Origin of the sequence: Parabacteroides sp. PH5-46 (genome assembly GCF_029892785.1) — a bacterium.
Taxonomy (GTDB): domain Bacteria; phylum Bacteroidota; class Bacteroidia; order Bacteroidales; family Tannerellaceae; genus DFXE01.
On record NZ_JARXXA010000011.1, the window covers coordinates 1 to 15,602 of the forward strand.

Here is a 15,602-nt window from a genome sequence, read left to right on the forward strand (position 1 = left end):
AATAAATACAAACAAAAAATTGCCTATATCATTTTACGGATACAGACAATTTTATTAAGTGAAAAACTTAAAGCCGCTTTTTAAGGGGTGACTAAATAGATTGTTTTTTGTATTTTTATGTTGTTATAAATTAATGAATAGGAGATTGAACTATGAAAAAAACGGGAATAATCAAAGTGGATAAAAGTATTAAACCAATACATTACAAAGAAAGAACTAAGGTTGAGTTGGTAGTAGGGTGCGACTATTATGTAAGTTTTGGCAATAGCGAAGCTAAAAGATGCAAATTGATCGAAATATGTGACGAAGGAGGTCGAAACCAAATAAAAGTTGAAATCTCCACCAAATACCAAACAGCCATACATACTCTCTTCACAGATGAGATCGGGACAACTCCGGAAGAAGCCGTAATCAACGAAGTCACGTTATGATTTGTTAGTACACCCCAAAGAAAAAAGCACCTACAAGATTCTTGTAAGTGCTTCATTATTAATTTGTGGTCCCACTTGGGCTTGAACCAAGGACTCCCTGATTATGAGTCAGGTGCTCTAACCAACTGAGCTATGGGACCTGGTCGGAGGCTTGCTCTGAAATCGGGTGCAATATTACGACTAATTCTTGATTTATGCAAGCACTCAGGGAAAAAACTTGAGCCATATTCCGGTTCCTGCTGTGAATAAAATAATATAGCCTGCTAGTCCGATTGCTAAATATTTTCCATAAGAGGTTGGGTACTCTGTCTTTATGCGTGAATGATAGAGCCGATAGATAAAATAACCAATGATTACTCCTGCTAGTCCGCCGGCAAAGATGTCGGAGATAAAGTGTACGCCAAGATAGATGCGTGAATAGGCCATCAGTAGTGCCCATAGGAAAATAACGAGGCTGTACAGTTTGTTGCGAAATAGGAGGGAGGTAAACATGGCGAATCCGAAAGAAGTTGCCGAGTGCCCGGATACGAATCCGTAAGGTTCCAGGATTGATTCGTACAATGTACGTACTTCCTCCATGAAGGAGGGGTGGAATATCGGTCGGGGACGGGCAAACAAGGGTTTGGTAATAAGAGAGGAGAAGATAATACAAAGGGTGCAGATTGCCAGAATCGCTCCCAATGTATAAAGCCACTCTTTTCGCTCTCTTTTATATATGAGCATGAAGCAGAAGAAAATGATAAAAGGCAGCCATACATAAATCCCCGAATACATCCACATCACCTGATCCCAGAAGGGATTGTATGAACTGTTTATCAGGAAGAATAGTCCTCTTTCAAATTCTAATAACTTTTCAAGCATTACCTATTTTTCGGATGAATCTTCGGCGGCAAACTCCATCAGGTAGGCTTTGATAAAGCCGTCGATCTTTCCATCCATTACTCCGTTTACATCAGAGGTCTGGTAGTTGGTGCGATGATCTTTTACCCTGCGGTCGTCAAATACGTAGCTGCGGATTTGGGATCCCCATTCGATTTTCTTCTTGCCTGCTTCTATTTTCTGCTGTTCGGCCATTCGCTTTTGCAGGGCGATGTCATACAGCATGGAGCGTAGCAGTCGCATGGCATTCTCACGGTTGCCCAGCTGTGAGCGGCTTTCTGTATTTTCGATCAGAATCTCGCGCGTTTCGCCGGTATCCGGATCTTTGTAGTTGTAACGGAGGCGTACACCGGTTTCTACCTTGTTTACGTTCTGTCCTCCGGCTCCTCCCGAACGGAATGTATCCCATGTATAGTCGGAAGGGTTGATTTCTATTTCGATAGAGTCGTCAACCAAGGGTGTTACAAAGACGGATGCAAAAGAAGTCATACGTTTTCCCTGAGCATTATAGGGCGATACACGCACCAGACGATGTACGCCGTTTTCTCCTTTCAGATAGCCATATGCATAATCTCCTTCTATCTGCATGGTTACAGATTTAATGCCGGCTTCATCTCCTTCTTGCAGGGTATTGATCGTTACCTTGTAATTGTTGGATTCGGCCCAGCGCATATACATACGCATCAACATGGATGACCAGTCCTGGCTTTCGGTACCTCCTGCGCCGGAGTTGATCTTCAAGATGCAACTCATCTGGTCGGCTTCCTGGCGGAGCATGTTTCTGAATTCCAGGTTTTCAATAGCCGTCAGCGCTTTGCTATAGGCAATGTCTACCTCTTCTTCAGACGTAATACCTTCTTTTACATATTCGTAAGCTAGTTCTACCTCTTCGGCGGCCGCTTTTACTTCGTTATATAGTTCGATCCACTTTTTTAATTCGCGAACGATTTGCATTTGGGCCTCGGCTTTCTTGGCGTCTTCCCAGAAAACGGGATCTTGAGTACGTAACTCTTCTTCTTCTAACTGGATGGTCTTACCATCGATGTCAAAGGTACCTCCTCAGCGCGTCCTCGCGCTCCAACACATTCTGTAGCTGGTCTGATGTTATCATAATTTCTTTTTATTTTGCGGTGCAAAAGTACAAAGAAATAATTGAAAATTGAAAGTTGAATTACTCTTTGTACATTTCTTCTATCTGCTCGGCATATTTTTCCAGGATAACGGGGCGGCGGAGTTTCAGTGTATCTGTCAGTTCCCGTCCTTCCATGGTGAAAGGCTCAGCCAGCAGAACAAAGCGTTTTATTTTCTCGTAAGAAGCCAGATCTTTCTGGTGTTCTTCTACGTGTGCCTCTATTAGTTTCTGGATTTTGGTGTCACTGACCATCTCTTCCCTGCTGCCAAAACTAATCCCTTTCCGGTTGGCATATGCTTCCAAGGCATCGAAGTCCGGTACAATAAGCGCTCCTACGAATTTACGTTTATCACCTATTACGGCAATTTGGGCAATGTATTTGTCGTTACCCATCAGCATTTCAATGGCTTGTGGTGCGATGTATTTCCCGTTGGATGTTTTATAGAGGTCTTTGATTCTTTCGGTAAAGTAGAGAACTTCGCCTTCCAGTTTGCCGGCGTCTCCTGTGCGGAAAAAGCCGTCTTCCGTGAATGCTTTGGCATTCTCTTCCGGCTTTTTATAATAGCCGGTGGTAATTGTAGCCCCTTTTACCAATATTTCGTTATTACTTTCGTCTATTCTTACCTGTACATCGGGCATAAGGTTTCCGATTGAGCCAATGACAAAACCTTCTGTCGGACAGAAAGATACGGTAGCGGTTGTTTCACTTAGCCCATATCCGTATACGATTGGTATATTCACCGATTGCAGGAATACATTCACCTCATCTGATAGTGGAGCACCGGCCGTAGGGAAGAGGCGTCCTTTCTGTATTCCCAGCACCTTTTTAAGGAGCATGAAAATGGTTTTGTCATAGAAAAAGAATTGCAGCCTGAGTCCCAAAGGCGGCTTTATTCCTTTATTCTTATATTCCAGATTGTGCCTGTGTCCAACCCGGATAGCCCTTTGGGTTAGTTTCTGCAGGAAGCCGGGGAAAGACTCTATCTTTTCATGTACACCTGCGTATACTTTTTCCCAGAAACGAGGCACATTACACATCATCGACGGACATACCTCGGGCAATGTCTGTTGTATCATTTTGGGGTCTTTGTTTATCGCCACTTTCACCCCTTTGTGCAGGCACAGATAGGTCCAGGCTTTTTCAAAGATATGGGTAAGAGGCAGGAAGCAGATGGATGTTTCCTTGTCTGTAATGATTGGTAGCCGGATGTCGTGGATGCGCATCGCTTCCAGAAAATTGGAATGATGAAGCATTACTCCTTTCGGCTCCCCTGTAGTGCCCGATGTATAGATAATTGTAGCCAGATCCTTGGGTGAGGCTGCGTTCATTCTGATCTTTACAGTCGTTTCGGCATCTGCCGTTTCGCCCAGGCTCAGGAAATCATCAAAATAGATGGAGGCTTTATCTTCGGGATTAATAATTACTTTTTTGTCAAATATGATGAGCCGCTTCAATTCAGAAGAGTCTTTTAGTACTTTGTAAGCATTGTTGTATTGAAGCTGTTCTCCTACGAATAAGGTGTGGATAGAGGCATCATTGATTATGTACTCTATCTGTGCCGGCGAACTGGTAGGGTACATCGGAACCATCACGGCCCGGTTGGCATATGCGGCAAAGTCGGTAAACAGGCATTGTGGCATATTCTGGGAATAGATGCCTATGTTCTCCCGTTTTTCAATGCCAAACTCTGCCATAGCTTTTGCTGTAAGCATGATTGTTTCGGAGAAGCTACGCCAGGAAATTTTCAACCATTTCCCACTTTCGTCGTCCCGGTATTTCAGAGCAGTTCTGGTTCCGTACTTTTCCGCCTGTCGGTGAATCAGTTCGGCATAATGGTAGTTAATCATATTTTTCGTTTTATTTGATACAGCAAAAATAAGGATTCCCTCTCATTATTTACTATAAAAACGATAAGTTTTGCGCAAAAATATCAAAATTGTGCAAGATTACCAGATGCCAACTTTTACGTTTTTACTTCTGAAAACAGGAAAGATGAGGTATTGAGGCTCCATTTTCCGGAGGCGGGGATTGAATTCATAATTAACTCCGGCACCTATGCCAAAGTTTTCATTGATCATGAATTCTACGGCTCCGCCTACATTGGTATGATTGAAATACGGATTCATCAGCATGTGCGGATTGTTCTTTTCGCTATCGTTGTAGAAGGCGTACTGCCCCCAGGTACGTAGCGCCAGGCGTTCGTTTATATCGTAACGAACTTGCATGTTTACACCACCTAAATAGCCGGGTGAAGGGTTGAAAGGGGTGAAGAAACGTCCGGCAAACCCGCCGCCTGTTACAGTCCACTTATCCAGACTCCATGCCATGCCCGGGTTGATCGTTGTTAGCCCTCCCAGTCCGGGCCAGGAATATTGGCTTCCGGTAGTGAAAAAGGCTAAATTTTCATTCGTAGGTACAACAACCGTTTCGCTGAAATCGAAAGCCATAGGCGATATTCTCCTCAGCATAGGAGCGTAAATATTGAAGAAGGGGCGGTAGGCTGCAGAGAGTACCTGCATATCCATCGGCCGTTCGTCGAAGCCGGGCTGAATTTCCGGCATAAACTCTCTAAGCTTCGTCTCAATCTCAAATCGGGAAGAAGGGGTGTATGTCTTATAGGAAAGTTCGGGGACTTTCAACTCATAATCCCTCATTTTGGGAATAACGACTATCTTACCTTCTTTATTGACGGTCAGGGAGAAATCAGACTGCGCTAATACAGTGGTGAAAAGCGCAGATAAAAATACAACTGTCAGGAATAAACGTTTTTGCTTCATAGTCCCTCCTATTCTTGCTGCAAGATACGATGAAATTCCGAAACAGAAAAGAATTGTCTGAAATTACTCCTGTTCATTGTGAAAAAGAACATGCTAAAATAATTTAGAGGTACCTCTAAATCGATTTACACCTACCTCTAAATTTATTTACAGGTAGGTCTAAATTCATTTACACGTACGTCTAAATTATTCTGAAGGTAGGTTTAAATAAAATGTTATTTGTACATATATTAGCAGCGGAAGTACTATATTTGCGATTGTTCCTAATACTGAATGTTATGAAATCGCTTTGTCTGCTTTTTATATTGAATCTTTGTCTTTTGTCCTGTGGTAATGGGGATACTTATGAGGCAGCTAATAATAGGATGGCACAAGGTGTGGAGATGGCAATGGATGATGTGGCCGAGGAAGAGTTTACGGCTGCTGATCCGCTGGCGGAGCCTGTTCTGGTAGAAAAGAAGATCATCAAAGAAGGACGTATGGGCGTTCGGGTGGATGAGTTGGAGCCGTCCAGAAAACGGGTTGATTCTTTACTTGCTGTCTATGATGGATACTATGCAAAAGAAACACTTCATAATTCTACTTACGAATCTTCTTTGTATCTGAAGATACGTATCCCGGTACGCCATTATGAGCGTTTTATTTCGGAGGTGGAATCCGGGAAGGGGAAGGTGTTGTACAAGGAGATCGATGCACGGGATGTAACAGAGCAGTTCCTGGATCTGGAGACCCGTTTGGCCAACAAACGAAACTATCTGAGCCGTTATCAGGACTTGGTAAAACAGGCTAAAACCGTCAAAGAAATATTGGAGATAGAAGAACAGATCAGAGGTCTGGAAGAAGAAATAGAAAGCACGGAAGGCCGCCTGAAATACTTGAGTAGTCAGGTGTCATACAGTACTTTGGATCTGACATTTTCCAAAGAAAACGAATATAAATTTATACCCGGAAAACGGGAAAACTTTTTTGAACGCCTGAAAGAGTCTTTCTCTTCGGGCTGGAGCACTTTTGTTGATTTTGTCCTCTTCCTGATAGGCATATGGCCCTTCTGGTTTGTGATAGCAGGCCTGGTTTACCTTTGGAGATGGCTGAGGAAACGATGGAAAGCCCCTAAATAATAAATAAATGCATGATGAAGAAACTTCTGTTGTCGTTGTTGCTACTATCTGTAGCCTTATGCCTTCCGGCGCAAATTATAGATGCTTTCAAGGGTGTCAAGCCTGTATCTGATCCGGCTTTGATCCAAAGCTTGAATGGTGATTGGAAATTCAAATTTCTGCGAGGATTAGACTGGAGTGCCTATTCTGATTTCCATCAGCCTCCCTATAGAGATGCTGATTGGGATTTGATTCCGGTTCCGGGCAACTGGGATGTTATGGGATATACAGAGCCGCGATATGCACAACCGGATAGCCTGACAGGGCTTTATCGTACATGGTTTACTGTTCCGGAGGCTTGGGGGAACGAACATGTTATTTTGCGTTTCGATGGTGTTTTGCGGGGGTACGAGATATGGGTCAATGGCAAACATGCGGGTAAGTGGGAGTCTGCTTACAATAGCTGTCTGTTTGATATCACTCCTTTCCTGCAAAAAGGTGAGAACTTGCTGGCCGTCCGTGTATATACACACTTCAAGGGGTTCGACTTCGATGGCAATGACGATTGGGCGCAGGTTGGTATTACGAGAGATGTGACACTATTTCCCGTTCCGGATATTCACGTGAAGGATGTGACAATACGAACCGATCTCCTTCAGGAAGCATCAGCAATCATGGGCTTTGATTTCAAGGTAGACGCTTTTTCAAAAAGACGTTTTGGGAATTTATCTATTCAGGGGAAAATACTTGATCGCAAAGGGAACGTTAAAGAAGAATTCAAGCTTCCCGTAAAGATCGGACAGACAGCTTCTGAAGCAGTTGAAATCGATCAGCCGGATCTGTGGACGGCAGAAACCCCTAGTTTGTATCGCTTGGAGTATACGCTTTATGATGGGAAAAAGGCGCTTCAATCGTTCTCTGAAAAATTCGGCATTCGGCAGACGAGTATAGAAGGAGGTGTGTTAAAGCTAAATGGTATTGCCCTTAAACTGCGTGGTGTCACTATCCATGAAACCGATCCTTTCCACGGAAAGGTGATCAGCGAAGAATTATGGCTGAAAGATCTTGGTCTGATGAAAGAGGCAAATATTAATTATATCCGCACATCGCATTATCCGTTTACCCCCCGCTTTTACGAGCTCTGCGATTCACTCGGGTTTTATGTGATGGATGAGGTCCCTTTTGGTTTTGGTGACCGGAATTTATATGACGAATCGTATCAGGATATCCTTCTAACCCGTGCGCTGGCTACTGTTACTCGTGACAAAAACCATGCATCCATCCTGTTTTGGAGTATTGGTAATGAGAATCCGCTGACTCCGATTGCAGAAGAAACGGGTAGGTATGTGAAACGATTAGATCCAACTCGTCCGATCTGTTATCCGATGATTCACGACTATTTTCTGAGCCTGGAATATAATATTCCTGATTTTATCGATATTTATGCGCCTCATTATCCTCCTGTGGAGACATTGAAATACTATGCGTTAACAGCTAAAAGACCGGTGATTCTAACCGAATATTGTCATACGTTAGGGCAATCGCTCGAGCAACATCAGGAACTATGGGAGTTGATAGAGACAAACAGCCATCTGGCTGGAGGAAATATATGGGAATGGGTAGATCAGGGAATGCCCTTTAAAGGGAAAAAGGACGATGTTTTTGTGTGGACCGACAGCCTATGGCTTTCTGACTCGGGTGGCGTTATGATGAATGGAAACCAAGGAACGGACGGCCTTTTATATGCTAATCGAATACCTTTGACTAACTTTTACGAAGTACAACGCAACTACGCACAAGCGCAAGTGCTAAATAAAAAGTTTACATTGACCGGAGGAAAACAGACGATCCACGTATGGCTAAAAAATCGCTATGACTATACGAATTTGAAAGACAATGTTCGCTGTAATTGGTATCTGACGGCAGACAAGGAGGTAGTTCAAAAAGGTTCATTTATTCCTGATTGTGCCCCTCGAAGTGAAACAGCACAATCTGTTGAGGTGACACTTCCTTCGAATCCGGACAATCGTGTATGGTTACTCCGTTTCGAGATGATTGACAAAGAAAATCGTTGCCTCAACCGCCAGGTAGTAAAGGCTGATATTGCCGGAGGGGATAATTGCATCTTCAGTCGTTTGAAAAAGATATCATCAGCCTCGGGAAATGTTATGAATCTAATTCAGGAAGATGCTTTGGTGCGTGTAGGGCGCAAAACAGCACTTCCGGAAGATTCCCGGGTGGCAAGCCGTGTTATTAAAAACTATCTGATGTTGCCTAAAGAGTCAAGCGATGGAGCCTATGTCTACGAAAATGATTCGATTCGCGTTAGTGGCCGGATCGATAAGATAGATACCGGTAAGGGGGTAAAACTGGATTTTAATCTGCGTACGGAAAAGTCTCAAAATCTGTTGCTTGAGGCAGGTGTTGGTTTGCTGCTTGATAGTGAAATAACGCAGGTTCAATGGTTAGGAAATGGCCCTTATGCCTCTTATCCCGGTAAGAGGAGTGCCAATAATTATGGTATTTATTCCATGACGGCAGGCGATCTCTATTTCGAGGGCAACCGGATGGGAGTAGATGTTGTCCTGTGTACGAAGCCCAGTGGCGAGGGTGTCTTGTTGGTTTGCAATAACGGTAATGTTAATTTCGAACAAACTGATCGCGGCATTGTCCTGACAGTCAATGCTTCAGTTTCTGGTCTTGGTGGAAAATTACGTCCGACTTTCTTTCCCGTATACGCAGATAAGATGGATGCTATCGTCGGCTCTTTCGACCTTTACTATGTTGATGGGATGAAATGGGATAAAGTGTTGAAAGAAATATTTGTTTCTCCGCAAGAGGTGAAGAAGCCTTATGCTCCATTTGTATCTCTTTATGATACTTATTTGCTGAAGTTTAACGATATTGTCGGTAGGTAAAGTTGCTTGCCGGATATTTCATTGTTGCAGACATCGGACTAGTTTTTTCCTTCCATATATTCGGTCTTAAAGATGTTGAAGCAAAGGATGAAACTGGCCAATAGGATGGGGCCGAAGATAACTCCCATAAAACCAAATAGGGATAATCCGATGATTACACCGAATATGGTAATCAAAGGGTGAGTGTCTGCCAGCTTTTTCTGTAGAAGAAAGCGGACCAGATTGTCTATATTAGTCAGAATGATAAGCGAATAGGCTACTAATCCCAAGGCGTTGACCCAATCGCCTGTAATCGCCAAGTATAGAGCCAGTGGAAACCATACCAAGCCGGTGCCCAGTAGCGGTACAATGGTGGCAAAACAGGTGAGGAAGGCAAATACAATAGGACTTGGCGCTCCGAAAATAAGATATCCTATAAAAGCAATAATGCCCTGTATAATAGCAAGCAAGGGTACACCCAAGGCGTTTGCTTTTACAAGGGTGTTTACCTCTCTTAAAACTACTCCCTTGTTGGAATCACTGAAGGGGAGTATTTCGAAAACGTATTTCTCCATGCTTCTGCTACTTACCAACATGAAGTAAAGGACAAGTAGCAGCATTACGATATTGATGATAAAGCCACTGATGCCACTCATCAACATTTGTCCTAATTTGGGAAGTAAGGATACGACCGATAGTACATTGCTCTTGTCGAGTATATTATAAGATGTTTTCTCTTTGATAAGATCTATCAGTTGTTCAATCTGAGAGACAACGGATGTTATATCCAGGTTTACCCCCTGTATTTCTGTAATAAACAGCCAGACGGCCAATGTAAGCGGTATCAGAAAACAGAGGATGGTTTCAAGCAATAACACCAAGGCGGCCAGGCTTTTGTTCCATTTCTTCTTTTCAGTGAGAAAAAACAATTGTTTTCTTACTAATACATAGATTGTAAAAGCTCCTAATATTCCACCGAGGAAAGGGGTAAATTCCCGGGCTAAAATAATTCCTGACAGCAGGAGTATGCCAATGAGAGTGTACTTCTGATAATGCTCTTTCATAGGTCTGCTTGTTCTTGTGAATGACAAAGCTAGTATTTATTTGTTTAACAAAATACGTCTCAAAATGTTTAAAGTTCGTATATTTGTCACATTATATATACGTGATTAGAAATGTCGGATACGATAGCACAATTTGAAAAGGTAATCTCCCTGTGTAGGGAGTTGTTTGAGAAAAAGTTGAAAGATTATGGTCCTTCCTGGCGAATTATGCGTCCGGAATCGGTTACCGACCAGATATTTATAAAAGCCAATCGTATTCGTAGCCTGGAGATAAAAGGCGTTAGTATGGTAGGGGAAGGTATTAAGCCTGAGTTTATTGCCATTGTAAACTATGGTGTGGTGGGGCTGATTCAGCTTGAACTGGGTTTTTCCGATACCACCGATATGACAGCAGAAGCGGCTATGGCTTTATATGATAAGCATATAACAACTACAAAAGAGTTGATGTATGCCAAAAACCATGACTATGATGAAGCCTGGCGCAGTATGCGAATTAGCTCATACACCGATTTGATCCTGACAAAGATATATCGTACAAAACAAATAGAGAGCCATGGCGGTAAAACGCTTGTGTCTGAGGGCATAGATGCTAATTATATGGATATGATAAATTATGCACTATTTGCGCTGATTAAGTTGGAGTTTGGGGAATGATGACAAGTTATAAAGAAACAGGAATAAAGATATTTGCAGAGATTTGTCGTTTGTTAATCGGAGTAGTCTTTATTTTCTCCGGTTTTGTAAAAGCAGTAGATCCGGTAGGGTTTGCAATAAAGATAGGTGATTACCTGACTGCTTTTGGCCTGACTGCCCTTAAGCCGCTTGCTTTGTTAGTTGCTTTAAACCTTGTCGCTATTGAATTTGCACTAGGCGTTTGTATGTTGCTTGGTGTGTATCGGCGGTATACTTCTTTTTTGCTCCTTCTGTTCATGTCTGTTATGACTCCGCTGACTCTTTACCTGGCAATTTTTGATCCGGTGTCGGATTGTGGTTGCTTCGGAGATGCAGTGATATTAACCAACTGGGAGACCTTTTTTAAGAACCTTGTTCTTCTGGGAGCCTCAATCTTTCTTCTTCTCTATAATCAGAAGCTATTCCAATGCTTTACTTACAAGGTGTACTGGTTTGTAGCTTTGTTTGTTTATGTGTATTGCCTGGTGTTTTCTGTATGGAATTATAAAAACCTTCCGCTACTTGATTTTCGACCTTACAAAATAGGAGCGAATATCCCGGAGCAGATGCTTATCCCGGAAGGAATGCCCGAAGATGAATATGAATATATCTTCATATATGAAAAGGACGGGGTGCGAAAAGAATTTGGGTTGGATAACTATCCGGCTACTGATTCTACCTGGACTTTTATAGACACTAAAACCGTACTGATAACAGAAGGATATAAACCTCCGATAGAATCATTTACTATTTATGATGCGGAAGGAAATGACCAATCAGACCTGGTGCTTGATGCCTCTGAGCCGCTCTTACTACTGATCGTTCCCAAGCTGGAAGATGCCAGCGACGAGCGGATTGATGAAATAAATAATGTGTACGATTATGCTTTGGAACATGATATGTTGTTCTATTGTATAACAGGCTCTTCGGAGGAATTGATACAGCAATGGATTGATATCAGCGGTGCCGAATACCCCTTCTTGTTTGCCGATGATGTGTTATTAAAAACAATCATCCGTTCCAATCCGGGATTGGTGTTGATGAAAGGTGGCACTGTCCTTATGAAATGGCATTACCGGAACATTCCGGAGGAAGAAGAAATTGGAGCTGTGTTGACTAAATATTTGGGAGAAAAGCCCGTTAACAAATCTAAGCGTTGGATTTATTTCAATCTGTTTGGTTTTATTGTACCTTTGCTGTCTGTTTGGGTGTACGACTTTCTTCGTTTCCGTCGAAAAGAAGAGGTCTTGGAAAATGAATAAAAGTTTTATTACATATATTAATTATCAAGTTTATGAGAAAGAATATTATCGCCGGTAACTGGAAAATGAATACTACACTTTCCGAAGGATTGGCATTGGCAAAAGGATTGGATGAAGCATTAAAAGGGAAGACTTTGAAATGTGATGTGGTAATCGGTACTCCGTTTACTCATCTGGCTAGTATTGCAGCTGCTATTGATACCACAAAGATTGGTGTTGCAGCTCAAAACTGTGCAGATAAAGAAAAAGGCGCATATACGGGAGAAGTATCTGCCGCTATGGTAGTTTCTACAGGTGCTAAATACGTGATATTGGGACACTCGGAAAGACGCCAGTATTATCATGAAACAGCTGAAATCCTTAAAACAAAAGTAAACCTGGCATTGGCAAACGGTTTGACACCTATCTTCTGTATTGGTGAAGTGCTGGAAGAAAGAGAAGCCGGAAAACATTTTGACGTAGTAGACGCACAGGTGAAAAACTCATTGTTCGACCTGTCTGCTGAAGATTTCGGTAAACTGGTGATTGCTTATGAGCCGGTTTGGGCGATTGGTACAGGCAAAACAGCTAGTGCTGAACAAGCACAAGAAATACATGCACATATCCGTAAGACAATTGCGTCTAAATATGGACAGGCCGTTGCTGACGACTGTTCAATCCTTTATGGCGGAAGCATGAATGCTGAAAATGCAAAAGACTTGGTTGCTAAGCCGGATGTAGACGGAGGTCTTATTGGTGGAGCTTCTCTATCTGTAGACAAATTCCTCCCGATTGTAGAGGCATTTTGATTATAATATCCGATATCTCCCGTAGAGGCAAGGTGTTGCCTTGTCTCTGCAGATGATATCAAAAACAAAACATAATATAATGAAACTATTTCTATATATTATTGCTCTGTTTATACTTGCATGTAACATATCCGATGCTTCTGCACAATTTCAATCCGGACAATATGTTACGATTTTTGATGTTTTGCAACAACCGGCCTCCGGCAAAGGTGAGGTTCTTATTGATCAGCCCAATGCAATCCGTAATATGGTAGGCGCCCGCCACTCCGGGATGAATGTGGTTACAAGCGACGGTTCATCCTTCTTGAAAGTGCAGGGATATCGTGTGCAGATTTTTTCGGGAAATGATCAACGTACATCAAAAGACGAAGCGTTTAAAAAAGAAAAAGAAGTAAATAACGTTTTTCCCAATCTTAAAACGTATGTTACATTCGTAGCGCCATTCTGGCGTTTGCGGGTGGGAGATTATGCTTCGCATGAAGAAGCCTATTATGCACAACGCCGACTCTCCGAGGCTTTTCCTTCCTATGGTAAAGAGATGTATATCATCAAGGAAGAGGTGAAAGTGCCATTGGAATTTTATTATTAAGACAAAACAGAAAACACAATATAATGGATAATGTTGACGAAGAACTTCTTCAGACAAGAGGACTTCTGGCCAATCACTATAAGAATATCATAAGTCTGTTGGGCGAGAATCCTGCACGTGAGGGTTTGCTTAAAACGCCGGAGCGCGTGGCAAAAGCCATGCAATTTCTGACTAGCGGTTACAATGAAGATCCTGAGAAAATATTATTGTCGGCCAAATTCCAGGAAGAAGGCTATAAGCAGATGGTTATCGTAAAAGATATCGATTTCTTTTCTTTGTGTGAGCATCACATGCTTCCGTTTTTTGGTAAGGTACATGTGGCGTATATTCCTAATAAATACATAACAGGTCTGAGTAAAATACCACGTGTGGTAGATGTATTTGCGCGACGTTTGCAAATACAGGAACGAATGACTTTGGAAATAAAAGAGTGTATTCATAAAACATTGAACCCCTTGGGGGTAATGGTGGTGATAGAGGCTCAACACATGTGTATGCAAATGCGAGGTGTTGCCAAGCAAAACTCTCTTACTACAACTTCCGATTTTACAGGTTTTTTCCAACAAGCCAAAACACGGGAGGAATTTATGAATCTGATCAAGAAATAAAAATATTATATCATCATGAATTAAATGCTTTCGTTTCTGAATGTTAGGTTTGATAGGCAAAGGATTGATTATAGGAGTACTGGTTTCAGCCCCCATGGGACCGGTAGGGATGCTTTGCATTCAACGTACATTAAGTAAAGGGCGTTGGCATGGTTTTGCTACGGGGATGGGAGCTACCCTGTCGGATGTGATTTATGCGGCAATTACCTGTCTGGGGATGGGTTTTGTTGCCAATTTTGTAGAGGCTAACCAGAGTCTTTTACAGTTCTTTGGTAGTATTGTATTGGGTATTTTTGGTTGTTATGTTTATAAAAATAATCCTACGAAAAGTTTAAAAAAGCAAAGAGACACCAAATTGTCTTTTACACAGGATTTTATTACAGGTTTTCTGCTTACCTTTAGCAATCTGCTGATTGTTCTGTTGTATATAGGCTTGTTTGCCCGCTTCGGCTTTGTTCTTCCGGAGTATACAGTAGGTAAAATGATAGGCGGAGTTGTATGTATAGGGATAGGAGCTACATTTTGGTGGTTTTTTGTGACATATGTTGTTTCAAAGATGAGAAAGTGGTTTAATGTTCGTGGTATTTGGGTTTTGAACAGAGTTGTTGGAAGCGCTGTGGTTCTCTTGGCATTAGTTGGCGTCTTGTCCTTGTTTTTTTCTCCCGGTATTGTGTAATTTACAATGAAATAGTATGAAAAAGCTCAATGTTGTTTGTTTATCGGCGCTTGATGTGTTAGATCTATCATCCGTAGGCTATTTGATGGAAAGTAAAGCACAGAGAGATTATATTAATGTCGTTAATTGGGAGGAATATCCTTATAAACCTATCGCTGTATTTGATATAGCCCGTTCCGACACCTCTTTGTATATCCGTTATTTTGTCCGGGGCAATTCGCTGAAAGCTATTTATGATACGGATAATTCACCTGTGCATAAAGACAGTTGCGTAGAGTTCTTTATGAAGAAAGAAAGGGAGGAAGGGTATATGAATTTTGAATTTAACTGTATTGCTACCTGTGATGCAGCCCGGCGAAAATCCCGCGATGTAAAGGTTTCTCTAAATCCGCAAGAGTATGAAAGTATTCGTCGTTATTCTTCTCTGGAAAAGCGTGCGTTTGGAGAGAAAACCGGAGTTTATTCATGGGAATTGGTGGTGGCTATACCTCTTCAGTTAATGGGCTTGGATCCGGAAAACTTGCCGGAGAAAATATTAGGAAACTTTTATAAATGCGCAGACGATACAGAGGCTCCGCATTTCCTGTCCTGGAATCCGATAGACACTCCGGAACCAAATTTTCATCAGCCGGAATTTTTCGGAGAAATCTACTTTTAAAAGTAATTGAAAATTGAAAACGAACTATCTCAGAAGCGTTTTCAATTTTCAACTTTCCATTTTCAATTTAA

15 protein-coding genes and 1 tRNA gene are annotated in these 15,602 nt (G+C 42.0%); 10 read left to right on the top strand and 6 right to left on the bottom strand.

The window, feature by feature from the left end:
* Window positions 1-152: 152 nt before the first annotated feature.
* Window positions 153-431 (top strand): hypothetical protein, encoded by a 279-nt coding sequence (locus M2470_RS12010; protein WP_280745351.1) that lies wholly within the window; start codon window positions 153-155, stop codon window positions 429-431.
* A 66-nt stretch (window positions 432-497) separates the two neighbouring features.
* Here M2470_RS12010 and M2470_RS12015 read toward each other — a convergent pair.
* The 5 genes from M2470_RS12015 to M2470_RS12035 form a co-directional block, all read right to left on the bottom strand.
* A tRNA-Ile gene (locus M2470_RS12015) sits at window positions 498-571 on the bottom strand.
* A 64-nt stretch (window positions 572-635) separates the two neighbouring features.
* Window positions 636-1,292: a phosphatase PAP2 family protein gene (locus M2470_RS12020; protein ID WP_280745350.1), complete on the bottom strand. Its 657-nt coding sequence runs from the start codon at window positions 1,290-1,292 to the stop codon at window positions 636-638.
* Between the two features lie 3 nt (window positions 1,293-1,295).
* A protein-coding gene (gene prfB, locus M2470_RS12025) for a peptide chain release factor 2 (RefSeq protein ID WP_280745349.1) occupies window positions 1,296-2,421 on the bottom strand; the annotation gives its coding sequence in 2 pieces (ribosomal slippage) (window positions 1,296-2,357 and window positions 2,359-2,421; 1,125 coding nt in all).
* 60 nt (window positions 2,422-2,481) lie between these two features.
* Entirely contained in the window at window positions 2,482-4,290 is a 1,809-nt protein-coding gene (locus M2470_RS12030) for a long-chain fatty acid--CoA ligase (RefSeq protein WP_280745348.1), read from the bottom strand.
* 99 nt (window positions 4,291-4,389) lie between these two features.
* Window positions 4,390-5,220, bottom strand: coding sequence for a hypothetical protein (locus M2470_RS12035; protein ID WP_280745347.1), 831 nt, complete (start codon window positions 5,218-5,220; stop codon window positions 4,390-4,392).
* Window positions 5,221-5,498: 278 nt separating this feature from the next.
* Here M2470_RS12035 and M2470_RS12040 point away from each other — a divergent pair, with 278 nt between their 5' ends.
* Window positions 5,499-6,338, top strand: coding sequence for a DUF4349 domain-containing protein (locus M2470_RS12040; protein WP_280746478.1), 840 nt, complete (start codon window positions 5,499-5,501; stop codon window positions 6,336-6,338).
* 11 nt (window positions 6,339-6,349) lie between these two features.
* Window positions 6,350-9,235, top strand: coding sequence for a glycoside hydrolase family 2 TIM barrel-domain containing protein (locus M2470_RS12045; RefSeq protein ID WP_280745345.1), 2,886 nt, complete (start codon window positions 6,350-6,352; stop codon window positions 9,233-9,235).
* 38 nt (window positions 9,236-9,273) lie between these two features.
* Here M2470_RS12045 and M2470_RS12050 read toward each other — a convergent pair whose 3' ends face one another.
* The gene (locus M2470_RS12050; RefSeq protein WP_280745344.1) at window positions 9,274-10,278 is read right to left on the bottom strand and encodes an AI-2E family transporter; all 1,005 of its coding nucleotides are present in this window, start codon (window positions 10,276-10,278) and stop codon (window positions 9,274-9,276) included.
* A 111-nt stretch (window positions 10,279-10,389) separates the two neighbouring features.
* On the opposite strand from M2470_RS12050, the gene M2470_RS12055 reads away from it, so the two are divergent.
* From M2470_RS12055 to M2470_RS12085, 7 genes are all read left to right on the top strand, one after another.
* Window positions 10,390-10,932 carry a DUF1599 domain-containing protein gene (locus tag M2470_RS12055; protein WP_280745343.1) on the top strand — a complete coding sequence of 181 codons (543 nt, stop codon included), beginning with the start codon at window positions 10,390-10,392 and terminating at the stop codon, window positions 10,930-10,932.
* Entirely contained in the window at window positions 10,929-12,212 is a 1,284-nt protein-coding gene (locus M2470_RS12060) for a BT_3928 family protein (protein ID WP_280745342.1), read from the top strand. The genes M2470_RS12055 and M2470_RS12060 overlap by 4 nt, the downstream gene beginning before the upstream one ends.
* Before the next feature lie 32 nt (window positions 12,213-12,244).
* Complete coding sequence (gene tpiA / locus M2470_RS12065; RefSeq protein ID WP_280745341.1) at window positions 12,245-13,000, top strand: triose-phosphate isomerase; 756 nt, start codon at window positions 12,245-12,247, stop codon at window positions 12,998-13,000.
* Window positions 13,001-13,079: 79 nt separating this feature from the next.
* On the top strand, window positions 13,080-13,589 hold the full coding sequence (locus tag M2470_RS12070) for an SPOR domain-containing protein (RefSeq protein ID WP_280745340.1): 510 nt from the start codon (window positions 13,080-13,082) through the stop codon (window positions 13,587-13,589).
* 23 nt (window positions 13,590-13,612) lie between these two features.
* Window positions 13,613-14,197, top strand: coding sequence for a GTP cyclohydrolase I FolE (gene folE, locus M2470_RS12075; RefSeq protein WP_280745339.1), 585 nt, complete (start codon window positions 13,613-13,615; stop codon window positions 14,195-14,197).
* A gap of 40 nt (window positions 14,198-14,237) precedes the next feature.
* Window positions 14,238-14,873, top strand: coding sequence for a LysE family transporter (locus M2470_RS12080; protein ID WP_280745338.1), 636 nt, complete (start codon window positions 14,238-14,240; stop codon window positions 14,871-14,873).
* Between the two features lie 16 nt (window positions 14,874-14,889).
* Entirely contained in the window at window positions 14,890-15,531 is a 642-nt protein-coding gene (locus M2470_RS12085; RefSeq protein WP_280745337.1) for a carbohydrate-binding family 9-like protein, read from the top strand.
* The last annotated feature ends 71 nt before the right edge of the window (window positions 15,532-15,602 follow it).

Coding starts and splice junctions, on each gene's coding strand:
- M2470_RS12080 (WP_280745338.1), top strand. CDS start 14,238: ATGTTAGGTTTGATAGGCAAAGGATTGATTATAGGAGTACTGGTTTCA.
- M2470_RS12070 (WP_280745340.1), top strand. CDS start 13,080: ATGAAACTATTTCTATATATTATTGCTCTGTTTATACTTGCATGTAAC.
- tpiA (WP_280745341.1), top strand. CDS start 12,245: ATGAGAAAGAATATTATCGCCGGTAACTGGAAAATGAATACTACACTT.
- M2470_RS12060 (WP_280745342.1), top strand. CDS start 10,929: ATGATGACAAGTTATAAAGAAACAGGAATAAAGATATTTGCAGAGATT.
- M2470_RS12045 (WP_280745345.1), top strand. CDS start 6,350: ATGATGAAGAAACTTCTGTTGTCGTTGTTGCTACTATCTGTAGCCTTA.
- M2470_RS12030 (WP_280745348.1), bottom strand. CDS start 4,290: ATGATTAACTACCATTATGCCGAACTGATTCACCGACAGGCGGAAAAG.
- M2470_RS12085 (WP_280745337.1), top strand. CDS start 14,890: ATGAAAAAGCTCAATGTTGTTTGTTTATCGGCGCTTGATGTGTTAGAT.
- M2470_RS12010 (WP_280745351.1), top strand. CDS start 153: ATGAAAAAAACGGGAATAATCAAAGTGGATAAAAGTATTAAACCAATA.
- M2470_RS12055 (WP_280745343.1), top strand. CDS start 10,390: ATGTCGGATACGATAGCACAATTTGAAAAGGTAATCTCCCTGTGTAGG.
- M2470_RS12035 (WP_280745347.1), bottom strand. CDS start 5,220: ATGAAGCAAAAACGTTTATTCCTGACAGTTGTATTTTTATCTGCGCTT.
- M2470_RS12040 (WP_280746478.1), top strand. CDS start 5,499: ATGAAATCGCTTTGTCTGCTTTTTATATTGAATCTTTGTCTTTTGTCC.
- M2470_RS12050 (WP_280745344.1), bottom strand. CDS start 10,278: ATGAAAGAGCATTATCAGAAGTACACTCTCATTGGCATACTCCTGCTG.
- folE (WP_280745339.1), top strand. CDS start 13,613: ATGGATAATGTTGACGAAGAACTTCTTCAGACAAGAGGACTTCTGGCC.
- M2470_RS12020 (WP_280745350.1), bottom strand. CDS start 1,292: ATGCTTGAAAAGTTATTAGAATTTGAAAGAGGACTATTCTTCCTGATA.